Consider the following 18,771-nt stretch of genomic DNA (forward strand, 5'->3'; position numbering starts at 1 on the left):
ATAACTTTAAGATGCGCTCTGATTTGCCATTCAGTTACACTGTGAACAATAGTCATCATGTGGATGGGTTAATCGCGTCTTCGCCTAAGTGGTTCACAAATACAAGTGGCGCACTGAACTTAGGACCTGTAAGTGGTAATGTCTGGCTAAAGGTTGAGTTGAATAATATAAATGCCATTGAGATCCCCCTTCTGCTCAGCATCGATAATAATTTATTGGATAAAATTACCGCTTATATTCAATTGCATAATAGGTCGTTACTCACGCTTGATTTAGGAGACGCTCTTCCCTTAGTGCAGCGCCCTATTAAACATGAAGCACAATTAGTACCCTTTGACCTTCCTGCGCGTAGTACGGGGGTAATTTACCTGCAAATTCAACATCATGGTGCATTAAACTTACCTTTAAGCTTATGGCACCCCATTGAATACCTAAAATACAAAAGTAAGTTTAATCTGTTATATGGCATTTTGGCAGGTGTGATCATCGCTATGGCATTGAGTAACTTTACTTTGTATACCTTTACTCGGAAAAAATACTTTTTATCTGGTAGCTTTATTATTGTTACCATCTGGCTATTAAATGTTCATCTTTATGGCTTTAGTTACCGATATATTTATGGTAATTGGCAATGGCTACAACAATATGCGCAACCTTTATTAGTGTTATACAGTTGCTTATTATTTATGCCGTTTGTCGCCAAAACACTCCTGACACAAAAACAATTAGCCTCCTATCAAAAACCCCTTAAATGGTTATGGCCAACATCGTTAGCCGTTGCATTGCTACTCATCACAATACCGATAGATACAGCACTGCTTATCGCTTACGCTTTGAGCCTAATACTCACAACCGGCTATTTAGTACTCGCAATAATTAAATGGCGCCAAAATACACCACAACGATATGCGCATGTCAGTATATTTAGCGCATTAACATTGGCACTTGCATACCAATTTAGCTTTGAGCTGGGTTTACTCTCCGGGGCACTATTAGACCGCCCTGTTACTTATTTATGCTACCTCGTTATCAGTATTATTTTGAGCTACACCCTCACACGAAAGTATGTTGATGAGCGAGATAACAAAATCAAAGTTCAGCAATCAAAAATCGCACAAAATCAGGCCGCCGATGCCTTGCTAAAAGAGCGTATCCAGCTACAAGAACAAGCGCAAGAAGATTTAGAATCGAGTATCGATGAACGCACATTCGAGCTACAAGTCACTTTACGTGAATTAGAAGAGAAAAACCGCGCACTAGAGAAACTCAATATGGAAGATGCGCTAACCAAGGTCAAGAATCGACGCTATTTTGATAAACGTATCATGATGGAAGTCAGGCGATCTCGGCGTGAGCAAACCATGCTCAGCGTCGTAATGTTAGATATCGATCACTTCAAAAAGATCAATGATACCTATGGACACTTAGTTGGCGACCAAGCAATCTGCGCCGTTGCGGAGCAAATTCAGCTGCATCTAAAACGCCCTCATGACGAAGTATTTCGCTATGGCGGCGAAGAGTTTGTATTGCTATTACCTAACACCGATTCTCAAGGAGCTGTTGAGCTCGCTGATCTTATACGCTCAGATTTGGAAAAATCCCAACTCAATGTGGGAGAGAATACCGTTACTATGACAATCAGTGCAGGCATACGCAGTGCCATTGCCACTGATAGTAAAAACCCAACATTGTTTACTGACTTTGCTGATAAAGCACTCTATCAAGCAAAACAGCAAGGTCGCAACCGTGTTGTTGTTTATGAAAACACTTAGGAGGCCATTGTGGCTCAATCAGGATTAGACCTTTTTCCATACACTCGTATGCGCCGTATGCGTCGAGATGATTTTTCACGTCGTTTAATGAGTGAAAACCAATTATCTGTCAACGACCTAATTTATCCTGTCTTCGTACTAGAAGGAGAAAATCGTCGTGAAGCCATTGAATCTATGCCTGGTATCGAACGTTTATCAATCGATTTACTGCTAGAAGAAGCCAAAGAACTAGTGACCTTGGGCATTCCTGCTGTCGCTATTTTCCCTGTCACACCAACCGAAAAGAAGTCGTTACATGCAGAAGAAGCATATAATACTGAAGGGTTGGCACAACGCACAACCCGTGCACTCAAAGAGGCTTTTCCTGAGCTTGGCGTTATTACTGATGTTGCCCTCGATCCATTTACCACTCACGGACAAGATGGGATCATTGATGACAGTGGCTATGTTGTAAACGATGTCACTACAGAGATACTAGTGCAGCAAGCTTTATCGCATGCTGAAGCAGGTGCTGATATCGTTGCGCCTTCAGACATGATGGATGGTCGAATCGCAGCAATACGTGATGGTTTAGAACAACAGGGACATGTACACACCCGCATTATGGCGTACTCTGCCAAATACGCATCAAGCTACTACGGGCCTTTCCGTGATGCTGTGGGCTCTGCTGGTAACCTTAAAGGGGCAGATAAAAAAACCTATCAAATGGACCCTGCCAATTCTGATGAAGCAATTAGAGAGGTCGCTCTTGACTTACAAGAGGGTGCTGACATGGTCATGGTCAAACCGGGTATGCCATACTTAGATATTGTAAAACGCGTAAAAACAGAGTTTGGAGTGCCAACCTTCGCTTATCAAGTGAGTGGTGAATATGCAATGCATCGCGCAGCAATTGATAATGGCTGGCTAGCAGAGCAACCGACGATTATGGAGTCGCTATTGGCATTTAAGCGCGCAGGTGCCGATGGCATACTAACCTACTTTGCAAAACAAGCCGCACAATGGTTACAACAGAAATAATTGGTCAGTAAGTAACAAAAAAGCGCCATATGGGCGCTTTTATGCAGTAATAGCGAGCTATTACAAATGAAAGCAACGCCGAGAGTGAGAAAAATAGCTTTATTGGGCAAATTCGCTTATCCAAAGCTGAGGTTACTTACTATTGAGTATACTTCTCGTTCTTGCTAATTCTTCAGTCGATATAGACCAACTATAAAATTGTGTTTTTCTATTATTTGACAGTGAAATCTCAAGAATTTTAATAAACATTATACGAGTAACACATATATTTGCGATGGTGTCACAGGGAATATATTGCGTTTTTAAACCCCGTGAATAGCTTAGGCCCGCTTTATCTATATGTACGTAACGGCGGTTAACCACTGCTAAATATAATGATAAAATAATCCCCAAGAGGAACAAATATGAAGTAATCATCAAAATATTGGCAAGCGCTGGAAAGGTTTGTGATGCACCATAGATCACAAAGCATAATAAGAATAACACACCGTAAAATATCCAATTCACAGTTAAGTCGATTGTTTTCATAAAAGCCTCCATTCTTTTAAGTCCCCAAAATAAAACCAATCATTTTATTAAGAATGCAATGATAAGAGGATACTGTTCCTAAATCAAGAAACTAGAGTGCTTTTATTGCGATTTATTCAAGATAAAAAAAAACCGCTTGTTAAAACAAGCGGTTTTTCGTATTTAATGAAAAAGAACTAATTATTTAGCTGCTTTTTTCTCTTTCTCTGCTGCAATTACTGTCTCAGCTACATTCTGCGGACATGCTGCATAATGAGAGAATTCCATTGAGAATTGACCACGGCCAGACGTAATAGTACGTAAGTGACCAATGTAACCAAACATCTCAGAAAGTGGAACATCACCCTTGATACGAACACCAGTCAGACCTGCTTCTTGGTCTTTGATCATACCACGACGACGGTTAAGGTCACCAATTACGTCACCTACGTTGTCTTCTGGTGTGAATACGTCAACTTTCATGATAGGCTCAAGAAGTTGTGCACCCGCTTTAGGGATAGACTGACGGAAAGCGCCTTTAGCTGCGATTTCGAAAGCGATTGCTGATGAGTCAACTGCGTGGAATCCACCGTCGAATAGCTCAACTTCAACGTCTAGTACTGGGAAGCCAGCTAGAACACCTTCTTCCATCATTGACTTAAAGCCTTTCTCAACTGCAGGCCAGAATTCTTTAGGTACGTTACCACCAACAACTGATGAAGAGAACGTGAAGCCTGAATTCTGCTCGCCTGGCTTGATACGGTAATCGATCTTACCGAACTGACCAGAACCACCTGATTGCTTCTTGTGCGTGTAGCTATCTTCAATTTCTTGAGTAATAGTTTCACGGTATGCAACCTGAGGCTGACCAACGATTAAGTCTACACCGTAAGTACGTTTAAGGATATCTACCTTAATGTCTAGGTGTAATTCACCCATACCTTTAAGGATAGTTTCACCTGAATCTTCGTCAGTTTCAACTTGGAAAGACGGATCTTCTGCAACCATTTTACCGATTGCCACACCCATTTTCTCGTTACCGCCTTTATCTTTAGGCTGTACTGCAATTGAGATTACTGGCTCAGGGAAGATCATCGGCTCAAGTGTACATTCATGTTTAGGTGCACATAAAGTGTGACCAGTTTGAACGTTCTTCATACCTACAACAGCAATGATGTCACCTGCTTGTGCAGACGTTAATTCATTACGGTCATCTGCTTGCATCTCAACCATACGGCCAACACGCTCAGTTTTACCTGTTGCAGAGTTAAGAATTGTATCACCCTTGTTAAGTACACCAGAGTAAATACGGATAAAGGTCAAGGCGCCGAAACGGTCATCCATGATCTTAAACGCAAGTGCACGTAGTGGCTCGTCAACTGATACAGTTGCAACTTCACCAGTAGGTTCACCTGTTTCTTTATCTGTAAGAGGTTGCGCGTCTACTTCTGTTGGAGAAGGTAGATAATCAACAACAGCGTCAAGTACTAGTTGAACACCTTTGTTTTTAAACGCTGAACCACAGTAAGTTGGGAAGAACGCTAGCTCACGAGTACCTTTACGGATACACGCTTTGATTTGGTCAATAGAAGGTACTTCACCTTCCATGTACGCTTCTAGTAGATCATCGTCTTGCTCTACAGCAGTCTCGATAAGCATCTCATGATACTCTTCTACTTTGTCTACCATATCAGCAGGCACGTCTAATACTTCATAGTTTTCTGGAAGACCAGTGTCATCCCAAACGTATGCTTTCTTAGTAAGAACGTCTACAACACCTACGAACTCGTCTTCGATACCAATTGGTAACGTCATAACAAGTGGATTAGCTGCAAGTACGTTAGTTACTTGGTCTACTACGCGGTAGAAGTCAGCACCCATACGGTCTAACTTGTTTACGAAGATACAACGAGCAACTTCTGACTCGTTCGCGTAACGCCAGTTTGTTTCTGATTGTGGCTCAACACCACCAGAACCACAGAATACACCGATACCACCGTCAAGTACTTTCAATGAACGGTAAACTTCAACAGTGAAGTCAACGTGTCCAGGAGTATCGATAACGTTAAAACGGTGATCTTTCCAGAAACAGCTTACTGCAGCTGACTGGATAGTAATACCACGCTCAGCTTCCTGTTCCATGAAGTCAGTTGTTGATTCGCCATCGTGAACTTCACCAGTTTTGTGAATTTGACCAGTTAGCTTTAGGATACGCTCAGTGGTAGTAGTTTTACCCGCATCAACGTGCGCGAAAATACCAATGTTTCTGTATTTCGATAAATCTGCCATTATTTTGCTCTATTTAAAGTAGAAAAATTATTCGGCGGGAGTATATCACCTCTTCTAGCGAACATCATCCTTGATATCGCTTAAAATGCAATCAATTTGGTAAAAAGTTGCTTTTCGCTAGAATATGTAATTCAAAAATGCAAATTCATCAGTAAATTAACTTAAATTATTAATGATCCGTACCTTATTGGATCATACTTAGCTTGCTATTTTTATTTGCCTGACCACGCCAAATTCTATGGATAAAACCTCAATCAAGCGGCGGCTAAACTACTGCGCCACTGAAATTAAAACCAAATAAACAACCCTAAGATGACCCCGAGTCCAAGCAGTGGAACCACCACAGTGAGTATTGCCAAAGGCCCATAGGCCGCTTGATGCGTTTCCTTACAAATAGCACGAACGGTTGTCACAACATAACCATTATGCGGTAAAGTATCGATTGCCCCAGAACTAATGGCAACCACCCGATGTAACTCACTATTATTAACGCCTAAATCTAGGTAATGAGGCGCAACGAGTGGCAGTGCAATCGCTTGTCCGCCTGATGCCGACCCCGTTAAACCGGCAATGACACTCACGGCAATTGCAGCCCCTAAGAGTTCATTACCTGGAATTTGGGTCATGAGCGCAACAGCTTCTTGAAACGCGGATGTTTCTTTTGCGATGGCACCAAAACCAACCACTGCAGCAGTATTGCCTATTGCAACTAACGCCCCTGTAGTCGCTGAATTAATAGCATCTGATATATTAAGAAAGAACTTAAAATTAATGATGTAGAGACTCATAACACCCCCTAACAACGCCACCATTAACGCACTTTGCTGTAACGTGTCATGTAATGAAAAAGACAGCCCTAATACCACAAGTAACGGAAGCAGCCCCGTGATAGGATGAGGCAGTGTTCTCGCTGCACACAGCTCATCATCTGCGCGCGCCTCAAATACTTCACCATTGGCTTGTGCTCTTCTTATCATCCACGTCAACAATAGATAACCTAATACCGCCATAAACACAGCAACCATTAAACTTTCTTGCCATGCCGCATACGGCGAGGTATTTAAATATTTAATTGGGATCCAATTTTGAATTTCAGGCGAGCCCGCTGAGGTCATGGTAAAAGTCACAGAACCAAACGCCAGTGTGGCAGGAATAAATCGCCGGGGTAAATTTGCATCTTTAAATAGGCTCAATGCCATTGGGTAAACTGAAAACGCCACGATAAAAACGCTGACACCACCATAAGTAAGCACGGCACAAGACAACACAACGGCCAAAACGGCGTACTTCATTCCTAGCTTGCTAACAATGCTCCCCGCTATTGCATCTGCGGCTCCCGTATTTTCCATAAACTTACCAAACAAGGAGCCCAATAAAAACATCAGAAACCAAGATTGTACAAACCCAGAAAAACCACGCATGTAACCACTGACAAAATCCACTTCTTCTGCATTTGGGAAGAGTGCAATATCACTTGAAAAAGCGACGGCCAAAGCACACAGAGGTGCTGAAATAAATAAATTAACGCCTCTCAACGTCAGCACGATCAGTGCGATTAAAGCCAATATAAGGCCAACAGAGCTCAGCATAATATCACCCATTGATATCTTTGATATTGCCCCTTACCACCTCACGGTTAATGACTAATACAGTAATTTCATTCGGTGCATCGAGCCCCTATCACGATGACATCATTCGTTATAAACAAGCCACAACGGCAAAACCTAAACGTCACTCAATGATAAACTCGAGAGCCTGTATGTCTTAATGGTATGAGCTTTCTTATTATAGATAGCACAAACTTATGCTAACAAAATGAAAAAGTACACAATTTAGATTTTGTACCGCTGCTTAAATGCCGTTGTTTGCATACGAGATAGAGTAACATGTAAGTTATTTTGCAGCGTTACTTCAAGTATGCCACCCAGTTCCTGAGTAATTGTCGTAATTTTACCCACATTAAACAGCCAGCTGCGATTAGCCCTGAAAAAAGGCTCCGGTGGTAATCGTTCAGCGATATTGCTCAAAGTTCGATACACGCTGACAGCCCCATTTTCTGTGTGCAAACGCGTATAATTACTCATAGCCTCAAATGCTTGCACTTCATCAAGTGAAATAAAAAAGCAACGTTGTCCGTCTTTGATAAAAAAGCGGCTATCAACTTCAAGTGGTGTTTGTAATTTTTTATATTTTTCAATGGCAATAGCTAACCGGGCTTGTGTTACAGGCTTTAACAAGTAATCTAGGGCATTCACTTCAAAAGACTTTACCGCAAAATCGTGATGCGCCGTAACAAAAATAACGTAGGGTACATAACTCAATTGCGCAAGCAGTTCAAAGCCACTGCCACTGGGCATATTGATGTCAAGTAAGAGTAAATCCGGCTGCAGTTGTTCTATAACTGCTTTTGCTTCAATGATATCCGGTGCTTCCCCCACCACATCTAACCCACCGAGTTCATCAAGCTGTGCTCTGAGTTCAAGTCGAGCTAAATGGCTGTCGTCAACAATCACCACTTTATTCATAGTGCTTCCTTTGGTAGCTCGATACAAGTCACAACACGCTGGTCACGTACCACCCGTTTGATGGAACCCTCTCCTTTATAGAGCAAGGCTAAACGCTTCTCTATATTTTTGGTTGCCAGCCCTAAGCCACCAGATGGTTTCGCATTTTCAATCAAGGGATTCATCACCTCAATGAATAGTTTTTCATCGCAGCGTACCTTTAAAGAAACCAACCCGCCGGCTCGGTTCTTAGCAATCCCATGTTTAATGGCATTTTCTAAGCATAACTGAAGGACCATCTTTGGCACTTTTAAGGTGACGGCCTCTGCTGCCACATCAATGTCAGTCTGCAACCGCTCAGCTAAACCAATCTTACACAAATTTAGGTAATGTTGTGCATTTTCAAGTTCCTCACCTAGCGCTACTTTGTCATCTTGATTTGTTTGCAGAGAGTATCGCAACATGTCGGCAAGTTCAGCGAGACTCTCTCTTGCTTGGGTAGGTTGCGCTAAAATCAACGCGCGAATATCATTAATAGCATTAAATAAAAAGTGCGGATTCAGTTGGCTATTTAACGCTTGTAACTGGCTCACCGTCAATAACGAATGCGCTTCGCTAAGAGATTTTATTTTACTCAATGCTAAATACCCAAGCGACCATAACATCGCCAACCCAAGCATATTTATACCGTTGCTGAGCCCGACAGTTTCTATAACAAACCCCAATTGCGATGCAGGAATAGGACGCGATATCCCGATATGCGCTATAAAGAAAACTCCGAGCAATAAAATAGTCGTTGCGAACAAGGTCGTCAAACACGACCCCACACATAAAAACATAAACTGAAAAAGGTTACTCCTATGCTGAATATGCTTCTTATACAGGCAACGTATTAGGTAGGTGACTAATGCGCCTGAAAAAATAAAAATGGCCCCGTAGACTGTTTCTATCCAACTAGCATAAGGGTTTTGCATGACAATGAACGTCATCATTAAATAGGTAAACAACCAGCTCATAATATGACAAGCAATAAATGCATATCGCTGGGAAAAAAAATATTGATAATGTAGCGTCATCATTGCCTTATTGACCTTTTTCTTGTAGCTGCTTAAATAATCTCATCGCTAGGGCCCCCGCATCCTGCGGGCCTGCAATCATCACGATAACACCTTGCTGTTTACTTGGATCAAACACCACCATTGATGTAAATCCTGCCGTTTTTCCGCCATGAAAGTAACTACTATTTAGTCCTTTATTAAAGCCATACACCATGGTGTTATTTAAATGCGTTAAGCTATTTTTCAGCATAGGGAACAATTCAGAATCACTCGGCTCAACCTGCCAATACGCGCTTATCCAATTCGCCATATCTTCAGGAGATGCTAATGCACCTCCGGCACCAACTAAGCTATCAAAATACCAGTTTGCTACGGGTTTCCCATCATAACCACGACCTGATAATTGCTGTTTTTTCAACTGACTTAAAGCCAAAGTTGCGTGTGGCATCTTCAATGTATTAAAAAGATAATTATCAGCCATTTCTTGCTGTGTTTTATCCCATGCTTTTGCCATTAACCAGCCTAACAATCCATACCCAAAATTAGAATATTCAAAGTCCCCTTTTTTGCCGATAGGCAACGTCAGTGCCTGTTTAATATCTACTGAATCAAAATCCACGTAAGGGTCATCGATGTTCGATGGCATCAAGTTTTTCGGCAATCTCGGTAAACCAGAGCGGTGTGTTAACAATTGCAATAACGTATAGCTGTGGTGTTCAAACCCCTGTCCTAGTAGATCTGCAATGGGCATCTCTAAAGACCAAACTTTATCAACGACTAAGCGACTTGCCAATAATGCAAATAAGGGTTTCGTCAATGAACCTATCTCAAATAAACTATCCGAACCCACCTTATCGCCATGGAAAAAGAACGCTCGCTTATCTTGCTCCAAGATCACCACTGCGGCGGCTGAATCATCAAACACATTCGCGAGCTGCTCATCTAAATTATTCAGTGTAATGGCTGGTTTACTTCCATAGGCTAAAGACGTTTTTTTTTCAAAGTTAGTGGCATTTCAAACCCTTGTACAAACTTCCCTTGATAGCCTTCTTTACCAAGCTTTCCACTAAATTGGGCCCCTATCATTTTTGAGCTAAATGTCATTTTCTGGTTATCAATCGTGAATTTATTCAGCGGAATGCCAAAGCTTTGCTGAGCTGGGCTATCTAAAGAACTATAAAAACCTTCTTTTGTTACAGCAACTTGCACTATAACAGGAAGCGGTTTTCCGTTGATATCAAGCTCACCTTTATATGCCCCTTCATATTTGAGCTGCTTAAGATCTTGCTCTGATAATTTGTGTAATGTCAGTGGCATTGTCTGGCCTTGTATAAAAGAGCCGACCAATGTACTACCTTCAATACGACCTTTAAATTCAGCTTGGAGATCGGTATCTTTGAACGATATTACACTGTCTGACACAGTATACTCTGTAGGACTTTTACCGAACTTCCCTTGATTAGGGCTATCTAACGTCATTGTATTTTGTACTGGATCAACATTAAACCCGATGGTTAAGAACACGTGAGGTTGAATTTCTAATAACCCACGCCACTTATCAACCGCAACTGTTTGTGTACACATAAAAACACTGACTAAAACCATAAACCATTTCATTTATTTCTCCTTAAGCACATATAAATTAGTAAGTATTTAACCTCAGGTTTGGATAAGGGTTTTGGAACAGAAAATGTTTTGTAAACAAACTTACGTACAATCCAATGATGATATTTTGTTCAATATCAAGGCGCTTTTATGCAGTAATAGCGGGCTATTACAAATGCAAGCAACGCCGAGAGTGAGAAAAATAGCTTTATTGGGCAAATTCGCTTATCCAGAGCTGAGGTTATTTAAGTTCAATTAATGATTTTATTAACCAAAACGATCTCCAGTTTACCTAACCTTAATCAAGATGGGCGGACTATTTGTTTCAATGGTGAAAAAACGATGTTAACGACATCAATACGTGGCTAAAGGCCTCAGCCACTAAGTTAATGAGAATTATTTTCAAATAGGAGTTGACAGAGGTTAAGATCTAATTGATAATCAATCTCAACAAGGTAAGTTTGACGGTTTGCTTTGTAATTTTACTCTGATTGTTTCTCGACCCAGAAACACGTGCTGCGCACGTTAACAGCACAGGTTGATATAGATTTAATAACGCCCCTTATTAACTCATATATTAACTTACTCACTATTTTACTTGCTACATTGCTCATATCTGTGACGGTAGATATGAACGCTAGAAAAGCCCTAATCGGGCTTTTTTTATGTCTATAGTTTACCGATAGACGTACATTAAATAAATGATAATTATTTGTATTTATGTGTTGACAGGGTTAGATATCTAATTGATAATCAATCTCAACAAGGCAAGTTTGACGGTTTGCTTTGTTATTTACTCTAGACTGTTTCACGACCCTGAAACACGTGGTGCACACGTAAATTGCTCTGGTTAATGGTAAACTAGATAACGCCCCTTATTAAGTTTACTGATAACCAACTCACTATTTTACTTGCTACATTGCTCATATCTATGACGGTAGATATGAAACGGAAAAGCCCTTGCAGGGCTTTTTTTATGTCTGAAATTTACGTCACTCTCTCCAATTTAACTAAATGATAATTATTTGCATTTAATCATTGACAGTAAGTTTAATCTAACTGATAATCAATCTCAACAAGGGTGATGCATACTTAGTCTTGTTACTTGTTTCTGACCCGAAACACGTGCTGCACACGTTAATTGCTCGGTCAGGTGAACCAGACAACGCCCCTTGTTATGTTCACCTTACCAATCCACTATTTTACTTGCTACATTGCTCATATCTGTGACGGTAGATATGAAACGGAAAAGCCCTTGCAGGGCTTTTTTTATGTCTGAAATTTACGTCACTCTCTCCAATTTAACTAAATGATAATTATTTGCATTTAATCATTGACAGTAAGTTTAATCTAACTGATAATCAATCTCAACAAGGGTGATGCATACTTAGTCTTGTTACTTGTTTCTGACCCGAAACACGTGCTGCACACGTTAATTGCTCGGTCAGGTGAACCAGACAACGCCCCTTGTTATGTTCACCTTACCAATCCACTATTTTACTTGCTACATTGCTCATATCTGTGACGGTAGATATGAAACGGAAAAGCCCTTGCAGGGCTTTTTTTATGTCTGAAATTTACGTCACTCCCTACCAAATTAATTAAATGATAATTATTTGCATTTAATTATTGACAGCAAACTTAATCTAACTAATAATCAATCTCAACAAGAAGGGTCGACATAGCCCAGACTTGTTGCAGTATTCAATTTGTTTCTCGACCACGAAACACGTATGGCTTACGTTAACAGCCACGACTGAAATGCGTTACCTACAACGCCCCTTGAAAGTAACACGCTTCAGTCACTCTACTATTTTACTTGCTACATTGTTCATATCTTGACGGTAGATATGAAAAACAAAAAAAGCCCTTTCAGGGCTTTTTTTATGTTTGTTTAAAATTAGACTTTCAACAACCTACGTAACCTCAGGTTTGGATAAGGGTTTTGGAATAGAAAATGTTTTGAAAACAAACTTACGTACAATCCAATGATGATATTTAGTTCAATATCAAGGCGCTTTTATGCAGTAATAGCGGGCTATTACAAATGAAAGCAACGCCGAGAGTGAGAAAAATAGCTTTATTGGGCAAATTCGCTTATCCAGAGCTGAGGTTACGTATTAACGCCTATTTTTTCTGGCTCGTGCACGTCGCTGTTTCTTTTCCTCTTCTTTTGCCGCTTTTTTCGCCTCGGCTTGCGCTCTCAATTGGGCCACAACCACTTCTTCACGCTCACGCATTTCTGGCGTTTCCATGGTTATACGACCAATTACCGCATCACGTAATTCATTAATTAAGATTTCTGACATCTTATGGGTATCGACCTGATTACCACCGCGTATACAACCACGCTTTTTACCCGCCATTTCAATGAACTCCCAATCTTGTTCAGGCAACTCATCTATTTTATAGCGTGACTGAAGTAATCTAGGGTACGCCAATAACAAATACTCTGCGGTATAGCTCGCAACTTCTTCATAGTCAATTGCGGTATCTCTGATAGCACCTGTTGCCGCCAATCGGTATCCTGAGTTTTCATTCTCTACTTTTGGCCAAAGCATGCCTGGTGTGTCATACAGCATAATACCATCGTCAAGTTTAATACGTTGCTGCGCTTTAGTCACCGCTGGCTCATTGCCCGTTTTAGCAACAATTCGCCCTGCTAGCGTATTTATTAATGTGGATTTACCCACATTTGGGATCCCCATGATCATGGCTTTAAGCTGTTTATCAATACCCACTTTATGCGGCGCTAACTTTTTACATAACTCATTTATTTTATACACTTCTGCCGCTTTATCGTGACCAAATGCCACAGCTTTCACACCACTTTCTTGCTCTAAATATTGCATCCACTGCTCAGTCATCACCGGATCTGCCAAATCCGCCTTATTGAGTATTTTCACCACCGGTTTACCTTCACGTAGTGCAGACACCATTGGGTTTTCACTACTATAGGGAATACGCGCGTCAAGCACCTCAATAATGACATCCATTTGCGGCATAATTTCTTTGATCTCATTGCGCGCTTTGTTCATGTGTCCTGGGAACCACTGGATTGCCATATAGTATTCTCCTGTGTGAAATAGTGATTAGCTCACCATTTTACCTAGATAAGCGCACAATTGCTTTAAAACCATAAAAAATTTATTTGATCCGCGCATACACTGCGTATTATCTGAGTGATCTCTTGTATACTGCCCCCCTCTGCTATTTATTAATCAAAAAAACCATGGCGCTCAAATCAACTATAATTAAAACTCACCTATCTATTAGCGACATGGATAGGCATGTATATCAAGACTTATCGCTCACGCTCGCACAACATCCGTCGGAAACTGAGCAACGTTTGATGATCCGAATTTTAGCCTACGTATTACAATTTCAAGAAAGGCTAGAGTTCACCAAAGGGTTGTGTGCAGACGACGAGCCTGAAGTATGGCTAAAAAACTATAGTGATGAGATAGAGCTATGGGTTGAACTGGGTTTGCCAGAAGAGAAGCGCGTAAAAAAAGCCTGTAACCGTGCAAACAGTGTTGTGTTGTATACCTATGGTGAAAATAACCAACCAATATGGTGGCAAAAGAATCAGCAAAAACTGGCCAGTTATCATAACTTATCCGTGATCAGTTTGCCCTATGAAGCAACCGCACAGTTAGCCAATATGGTCAGTCGTGCAATGACGCTTACCATCACCATTCAAGATGGGGAAATTTGGTTCAGCGATGAACAAACCAGTGTACATATTGTACCGCAACAATTGAAATAAGAGGCACATATGACAATTCGGCGCATCGTAGTATTACATGGTTTGTATATGTCAGGCTTTGTGATGCGCCCACTGTGCGCCAAACTTAAGAAACGCGGCTTTGATATATTAAATTTTAGCTACAACACCCTAGACCCTGACAAAACAGCGATATTTACCACGCTTGATGATTTTATTGGTCATCAAGACACCGCGCTTGTGTGCCACTCAATGGGCGGGCTCGTCGCGCGCGCTTATTTAGAACAACACTCTATTGCCAGTCAATCGGTGAAAAAGGTCATTACGCTTGGCACCCCACACAAAGGCAGTGCAATCGCCAAACATATGCACAATAAGGGGCTTAACATGCTACTTAAAAATAGCATTGAGTTCTTACTCACAGATAATCAAGATTGGCCCTTTTCGGCAAAACTCTATAGTATCGCTGGCGACCTGCCTTTAGGTTTTATGCCGATCTTACAAAAAGGCAGTCGTTCAGATGGCACTGTATTGCTTGAGGAAACACAATTACCAGGCATGGCTGAACATAAAATATTTCACGTTAGCCATACCAGTATGATCTACTCTCGACAAGTCACGCAATATATCAATTCCTTGCTGACCGACGATCATCAATGATCGCCTTTCTCAGCAACCTTATAAGCAATAAATGCCAGTACACCAACAATCAAGGGTACCGGTGCCGCGATGTAACCAAACGAATCTGAGTTTGCGATACTGGCACCCGCTAAATGCCCAACTAAACCAACCACAAATACCAACAACGCCATAATCACAACGACTATCTCACTCTTATGTTGAGATGGTGTTTTACCTTGCATAATAATACTCCTAAATTCCATCTTCACTGTTTTCAGCACGCAGTGCTGAAGTTCATTGCTATTATGCGCTTAGGCAATGTGTGATTTTTGACCTAAATCAAATATTGCATCGCCTTCATTTTATGCCTTGCTAGAATTTGAACGAGATCAAGTATTGACACGTTAGCCGTCATTTTATAGCAACTTGGCAAGCTCTATTCCAACACGTGATAACGACACTTGCCTTATATCACCTATATCAATGAGCATTAGAGTTAAATCAACAAAAATAAATGAAAAGTTAAAATCAATTGATTTTACAGATTACTCTTATTGATTTAACTCGTTGGGCATTTGCCAGACATTCATCCATACTGAACTCATCGAAATAAGGAGCCTACTATGAAAAACACAAATTCAATCGGTTTAGACAATCAAAAAAGCCAAGCACTCGTTGCGTCATTAAACACTCTATTAAGCAGCTACCAAATTCAATATATGAACGCGCGCGGTTTTCATTGGAACATCAAGGGCCGTAACTTCTTTGAATTACATTTAAAATTTGAAGAAATTTACAACCTTTTATTAGAGAAGGTTGACGAAATTGCTGAGCGAATTTTAACCATAGAAGGCCAGCCTTTGCATGTCTTTTCTGACTACCTTGAGCAAAGCCAAATACGTGAAGCAAAAGGGATCAGTGATGGTACACAGGCGTTAGAAAACCTCTTGGCTGGTTTCACAACTTTGATTGGCATGCAACGCGTCATACTGGCAGAAGCGGGAGAAGCCGAAGATGAAGGTACCGCGGCTCTGATGAGTGATTACATTAAAGAACAAGAAAAGTTAGTCTGGATGCTCAAAGCTTATTTGAACTAAAGCGAATAAAGCACTGTGATGCTACAGCTGGCCTATTGATAGGTCAGCCGTAGCCTCGAAGAAAGGCACAGCTCAAATCACCTAGTGTATCCTTTTACAATTAAAACCTTTTGCACTCTGGTACAAATGGTTAGGCCATCAATATACACCCGCCAACAGCCATGTACCTGACAAATAAACTTTCAGCAAAAAAGCATAGCTGAGCAGGTTATGCACTTTTCATGCATCTTGGTAATGCTAGGGGCTGTTGATCTTTGCTGTTCTATTTTTGTTCTCTTTGAGCATGCTTTTATCGCGGCGCTTAATGTGTGGCCTAGTAATCTAAGCGAATATTAAGCAACAAAGAGAAAGGGGGGCTCAAAAGAACCGGTAGGCAGCGCTTGATTGGCTTTTCTACTATGTTATCAGCTGACTCACATGGAATAACCATGCTACGCAGCCTCTGCCTTGTATAAAATCCAATCAAACTGCTGCAAAAATGAACCTGAAAGTTCAACAGCCCCTAGTCAAGTAAGCTTATGAAAAATGCCATTTCAAGGGCCTTTTCATGAAGACTCTTAAAACGACCTGACGCACCACCATGACCTGCATCCATATCTGTTTTAAACAAAAGCAAATTATTATCTGTTTTGTACTCTCGTAATTTAGCAACCCACTTCATCGGTTCCCAGTATTGCACTTGAGAATCATGCAGTCCGGTCGTCACAAGTATATTTGGATAGTCTTTTGCTTCGATATTATCATACGGAGAATATGCTAAAATACTGTGGTAATCGGGCGCGTTATTGGGGTTGCCCCATTCATCATATTCGTTGGTTGTAAGCGGTATGGTCTCATCTAACATGGTGGTGAGTACGTCCAAAAATGGCACGTGACACCCAATGCCTAGATATAACTCTGGCGCTTGGTTCGCTACCGCTCCCATCAATAAGCCACCAGCACTGCCACCTGATGCAAACACTTTATTTGAATCACCATAACCTTGCTGTGTGAGTGAACGCGTTACATCCACAAAATCATTAAAACTATTTTCTTTAAACGCTTTTTTACCATTTTCATACCAGGTGCGTCCTAGCATTTCTGAACCACGAATATGTGCAATTGCGTATACAAAGCCGCGATCCAACAAACTCAGTGTGGTACTAGAAAAAGTAGGGTCAATGGTAATTCCATACGCCCCGTAGCCATATTGCAGCAGAGGGTTTGTGCCATCTTTTTTAAAGCTCGCTTTTTTATATACCAAAGAAACCGGTATATTTACTCCATCTCGAGACGTCACAAAAACACGTTCACAACCATAGTCATCGCTGTTAAATTCACCAAGTACTTCTTGTTGTTTACGCAGCACTTTATTACCACTGACCAAATCACAATCATACACCGAACTTGGGGTCGTTAGGCTTGAATAATAAATGCGGACGGTTGTTGCGCCTGGCTCTGGGTTTTGACCAACTCCTGCATAATAACACGCATCATTGAAAGTAAGCTGATAGCTCCCCCCTTGATAATCATGAACAACAAAGCGTATTTGCCCCATCTCTCTTTCCGTCACAACAAAGTGGCTGTCAAACAACTCTAAGCCTTCAAGCAACACATCTGCTCTATGTGCTACCACCTCTTGCCATTGCTGCACTTGCGCTATGTTCTGCTGCGAAGCCGTTAATAAACGGAAATTAATCGCATTATTATTGGATAATATATAATACGTGTCGCCCAGCTTATCCAAGCCATATTCATGGCCCATAGTCCTCGGTATTAAGCGCTCAAATTTCCCTTCTGGACGAGCTGCATCTAACACCAGCAAATCACTTGTTTCAGTTGCTGACAAATAAATATAGATTTGGCTTTCATCACGGCTTTTGCCAAGTCCCATATAAAACTGATGATCATGTTCTTCATAAACCAACACATCGTCACTTTGTGGTGTGCCTAATATATGCCTATATACTTGAGTACCGAGTAATGTTTGTTCATCTTTCCTGACATAAAAAACCGTTTTATTGTCATTGCCCCAGACTAATTCGCCTTCGGTGTTGGCTAACACATCATGTAAATACTCCCCCGATGCTATATCTTTAAATCTAAAGGTATAAATACGGCGACCATCTAAGTCTTCACTGTATGCAAGTAACTGATCATTTGGGCTAACAGCCAAATCGCCAACATCATAATATTCATGCTCTCGCGCTAATTCATTGACATCGAGTAACAATGTTTTTTCGTTAAGGTGCTCATCTTTCGCCCGGTAGTGACATGCATATTCATTATCCCCACTCACATCACTGACATACCAATAAGTACCATCTTTGACAGGGACGGAACTATCATCTTTGACGATGCGTGCTTTCATCTCCTCGAATAATGACGTTTGCAAACTTTTATGCGGTGCCAATGCCGCTGCCACGTGTTCATTTTCCACATGCAGGTGATTCAAGATCTCGTCATTCTTTCGCTGGTCATCTCGCATCCAATAGTAATTATCGATACGCTGGTGTCCATGATGTGTCATACTATGGGGGATTTTTTTCGCTGTTAAAGCAGAGTTGATGTCGGCCACAGATTGTTCCTAAC

15 protein-coding genes are annotated in these 18,771 nt (G+C 41.1%); 5 read left to right on the forward strand and 10 right to left on the reverse strand.

Annotated elements, in window-relative coordinates:
• The first annotated feature begins 11 nt into the window (after window positions 1-11).
• Window positions 12-1,772: a diguanylate cyclase gene (locus J8M01_RS04870; RefSeq protein WP_247670995.1), complete on the forward strand. Its 1,761-nt coding sequence runs from the start codon at window positions 12-14 to the stop codon at window positions 1,770-1,772.
• A 9-nt stretch (window positions 1,773-1,781) separates the two neighbouring features.
• The gene (hemB, locus tag J8M01_RS04875; RefSeq protein ID WP_192509071.1) at window positions 1,782-2,792 is read left to right on the forward strand and encodes a porphobilinogen synthase; all 1,011 of its coding nucleotides are present in this window, start codon (window positions 1,782-1,784) and stop codon (window positions 2,790-2,792) included.
• Between the two features lie 132 nt (window positions 2,793-2,924).
• On the opposite strand, the gene J8M01_RS04880 is transcribed toward hemB, so the two are convergent.
• From J8M01_RS04880 to ylqF, 8 genes are all read right to left on the reverse strand, one after another.
• Window positions 2,925-3,320 (reverse strand): hypothetical protein, encoded by a 396-nt coding sequence (locus J8M01_RS04880; protein WP_211057196.1) that lies wholly within the window; start codon window positions 3,318-3,320, stop codon window positions 2,925-2,927.
• A gap of 180 nt (window positions 3,321-3,500) precedes the next feature.
• Window positions 3,501-5,588, reverse strand: coding sequence for an elongation factor G (fusA, locus tag J8M01_RS04885; RefSeq protein ID WP_210996368.1), 2,088 nt, complete (start codon window positions 5,586-5,588; stop codon window positions 3,501-3,503).
• A 287-nt stretch (window positions 5,589-5,875) separates the two neighbouring features.
• Window positions 5,876-7,177 (reverse strand): GntP family permease, encoded by a 1,302-nt coding sequence (locus J8M01_RS04890; protein ID WP_211057197.1) that lies wholly within the window; start codon window positions 7,175-7,177, stop codon window positions 5,876-5,878.
• Window positions 7,178-7,420: 243 nt separating this feature from the next.
• A complete protein-coding gene (locus J8M01_RS04895; protein ID WP_210996369.1) occupies window positions 7,421-8,113 on the reverse strand; it encodes a LytTR family DNA-binding domain-containing protein in 693 nt (230 codons plus the stop codon).
• The gene (locus J8M01_RS04900) at window positions 8,110-9,171 is read right to left on the reverse strand and encodes a histidine kinase (RefSeq protein ID WP_211057198.1); all 1,062 of its coding nucleotides are present in this window, start codon (window positions 9,169-9,171) and stop codon (window positions 8,110-8,112) included. Before J8M01_RS04900 ends, J8M01_RS04895 begins: the two co-directional genes overlap by 4 nt.
• A gap of 4 nt (window positions 9,172-9,175) precedes the next feature.
• Window positions 9,176-10,075: a serine hydrolase domain-containing protein gene (locus tag J8M01_RS04905; protein ID WP_211057199.1), complete on the reverse strand. Its 900-nt coding sequence runs from the start codon at window positions 10,073-10,075 to the stop codon at window positions 9,176-9,178.
• A 56-nt stretch (window positions 10,076-10,131) separates the two neighbouring features.
• The gene (locus J8M01_RS04910; RefSeq protein WP_210996372.1) at window positions 10,132-10,767 is read right to left on the reverse strand and encodes a hypothetical protein; all 636 of its coding nucleotides are present in this window, start codon (window positions 10,765-10,767) and stop codon (window positions 10,132-10,134) included.
• A 2,108-nt stretch (window positions 10,768-12,875) separates the two neighbouring features.
• Window positions 12,876-13,820: a ribosome biogenesis GTPase YlqF gene (gene ylqF, locus J8M01_RS04915; RefSeq protein ID WP_210996373.1), complete on the reverse strand. Its 945-nt coding sequence runs from the start codon at window positions 13,818-13,820 to the stop codon at window positions 12,876-12,878.
• A gap of 167 nt (window positions 13,821-13,987) precedes the next feature.
• Between ylqF and J8M01_RS04920 the strand changes: the two genes are divergently transcribed.
• Together J8M01_RS04920 and J8M01_RS04925 are read left to right on the forward strand one after the other, a co-directional pair.
• Complete coding sequence (locus J8M01_RS04920) at window positions 13,988-14,524, forward strand: YaeQ family protein (protein ID WP_211057200.1); 537 nt, start codon at window positions 13,988-13,990, stop codon at window positions 14,522-14,524.
• 9 nt (window positions 14,525-14,533) lie between these two features.
• On the forward strand, window positions 14,534-15,142 hold the full coding sequence (locus J8M01_RS04925; protein ID WP_192509086.1) for an alpha/beta fold hydrolase: 609 nt from the start codon (window positions 14,534-14,536) through the stop codon (window positions 15,140-15,142).
• On the opposite strand, the gene J8M01_RS04930 is transcribed toward J8M01_RS04925, so the two are convergent.
• Complete coding sequence (locus J8M01_RS04930; RefSeq protein WP_192509087.1) at window positions 15,136-15,345, reverse strand: hypothetical protein; 210 nt, start codon at window positions 15,343-15,345, stop codon at window positions 15,136-15,138. The genes J8M01_RS04925 and J8M01_RS04930 overlap by 7 nt on opposite strands.
• Before the next feature lie 381 nt (window positions 15,346-15,726).
• Here J8M01_RS04930 and J8M01_RS04935 point away from each other — a divergent pair, with 381 nt between their 5' ends.
• A complete protein-coding gene (locus tag J8M01_RS04935; RefSeq protein WP_211057201.1) occupies window positions 15,727-16,200 on the forward strand; it encodes a Dps family protein in 474 nt (157 codons plus the stop codon).
• A gap of 502 nt (window positions 16,201-16,702) precedes the next feature.
• Here J8M01_RS04935 and J8M01_RS04940 read toward each other — a convergent pair.
• Complete coding sequence (locus J8M01_RS04940) at window positions 16,703-18,757, reverse strand: S9 family peptidase (RefSeq protein ID WP_348772715.1); 2,055 nt, start codon at window positions 18,755-18,757, stop codon at window positions 16,703-16,705.
• Between the last annotated feature and the right edge of the window lie 14 nt (window positions 18,758-18,771).

Origin of the sequence: Pseudoalteromonas sp. MMG005, from assembly GCF_018101015.1 — a bacterium.
GTDB lineage: Bacteria > Pseudomonadota > Gammaproteobacteria > Enterobacterales > Alteromonadaceae > Pseudoalteromonas > Pseudoalteromonas aurantia.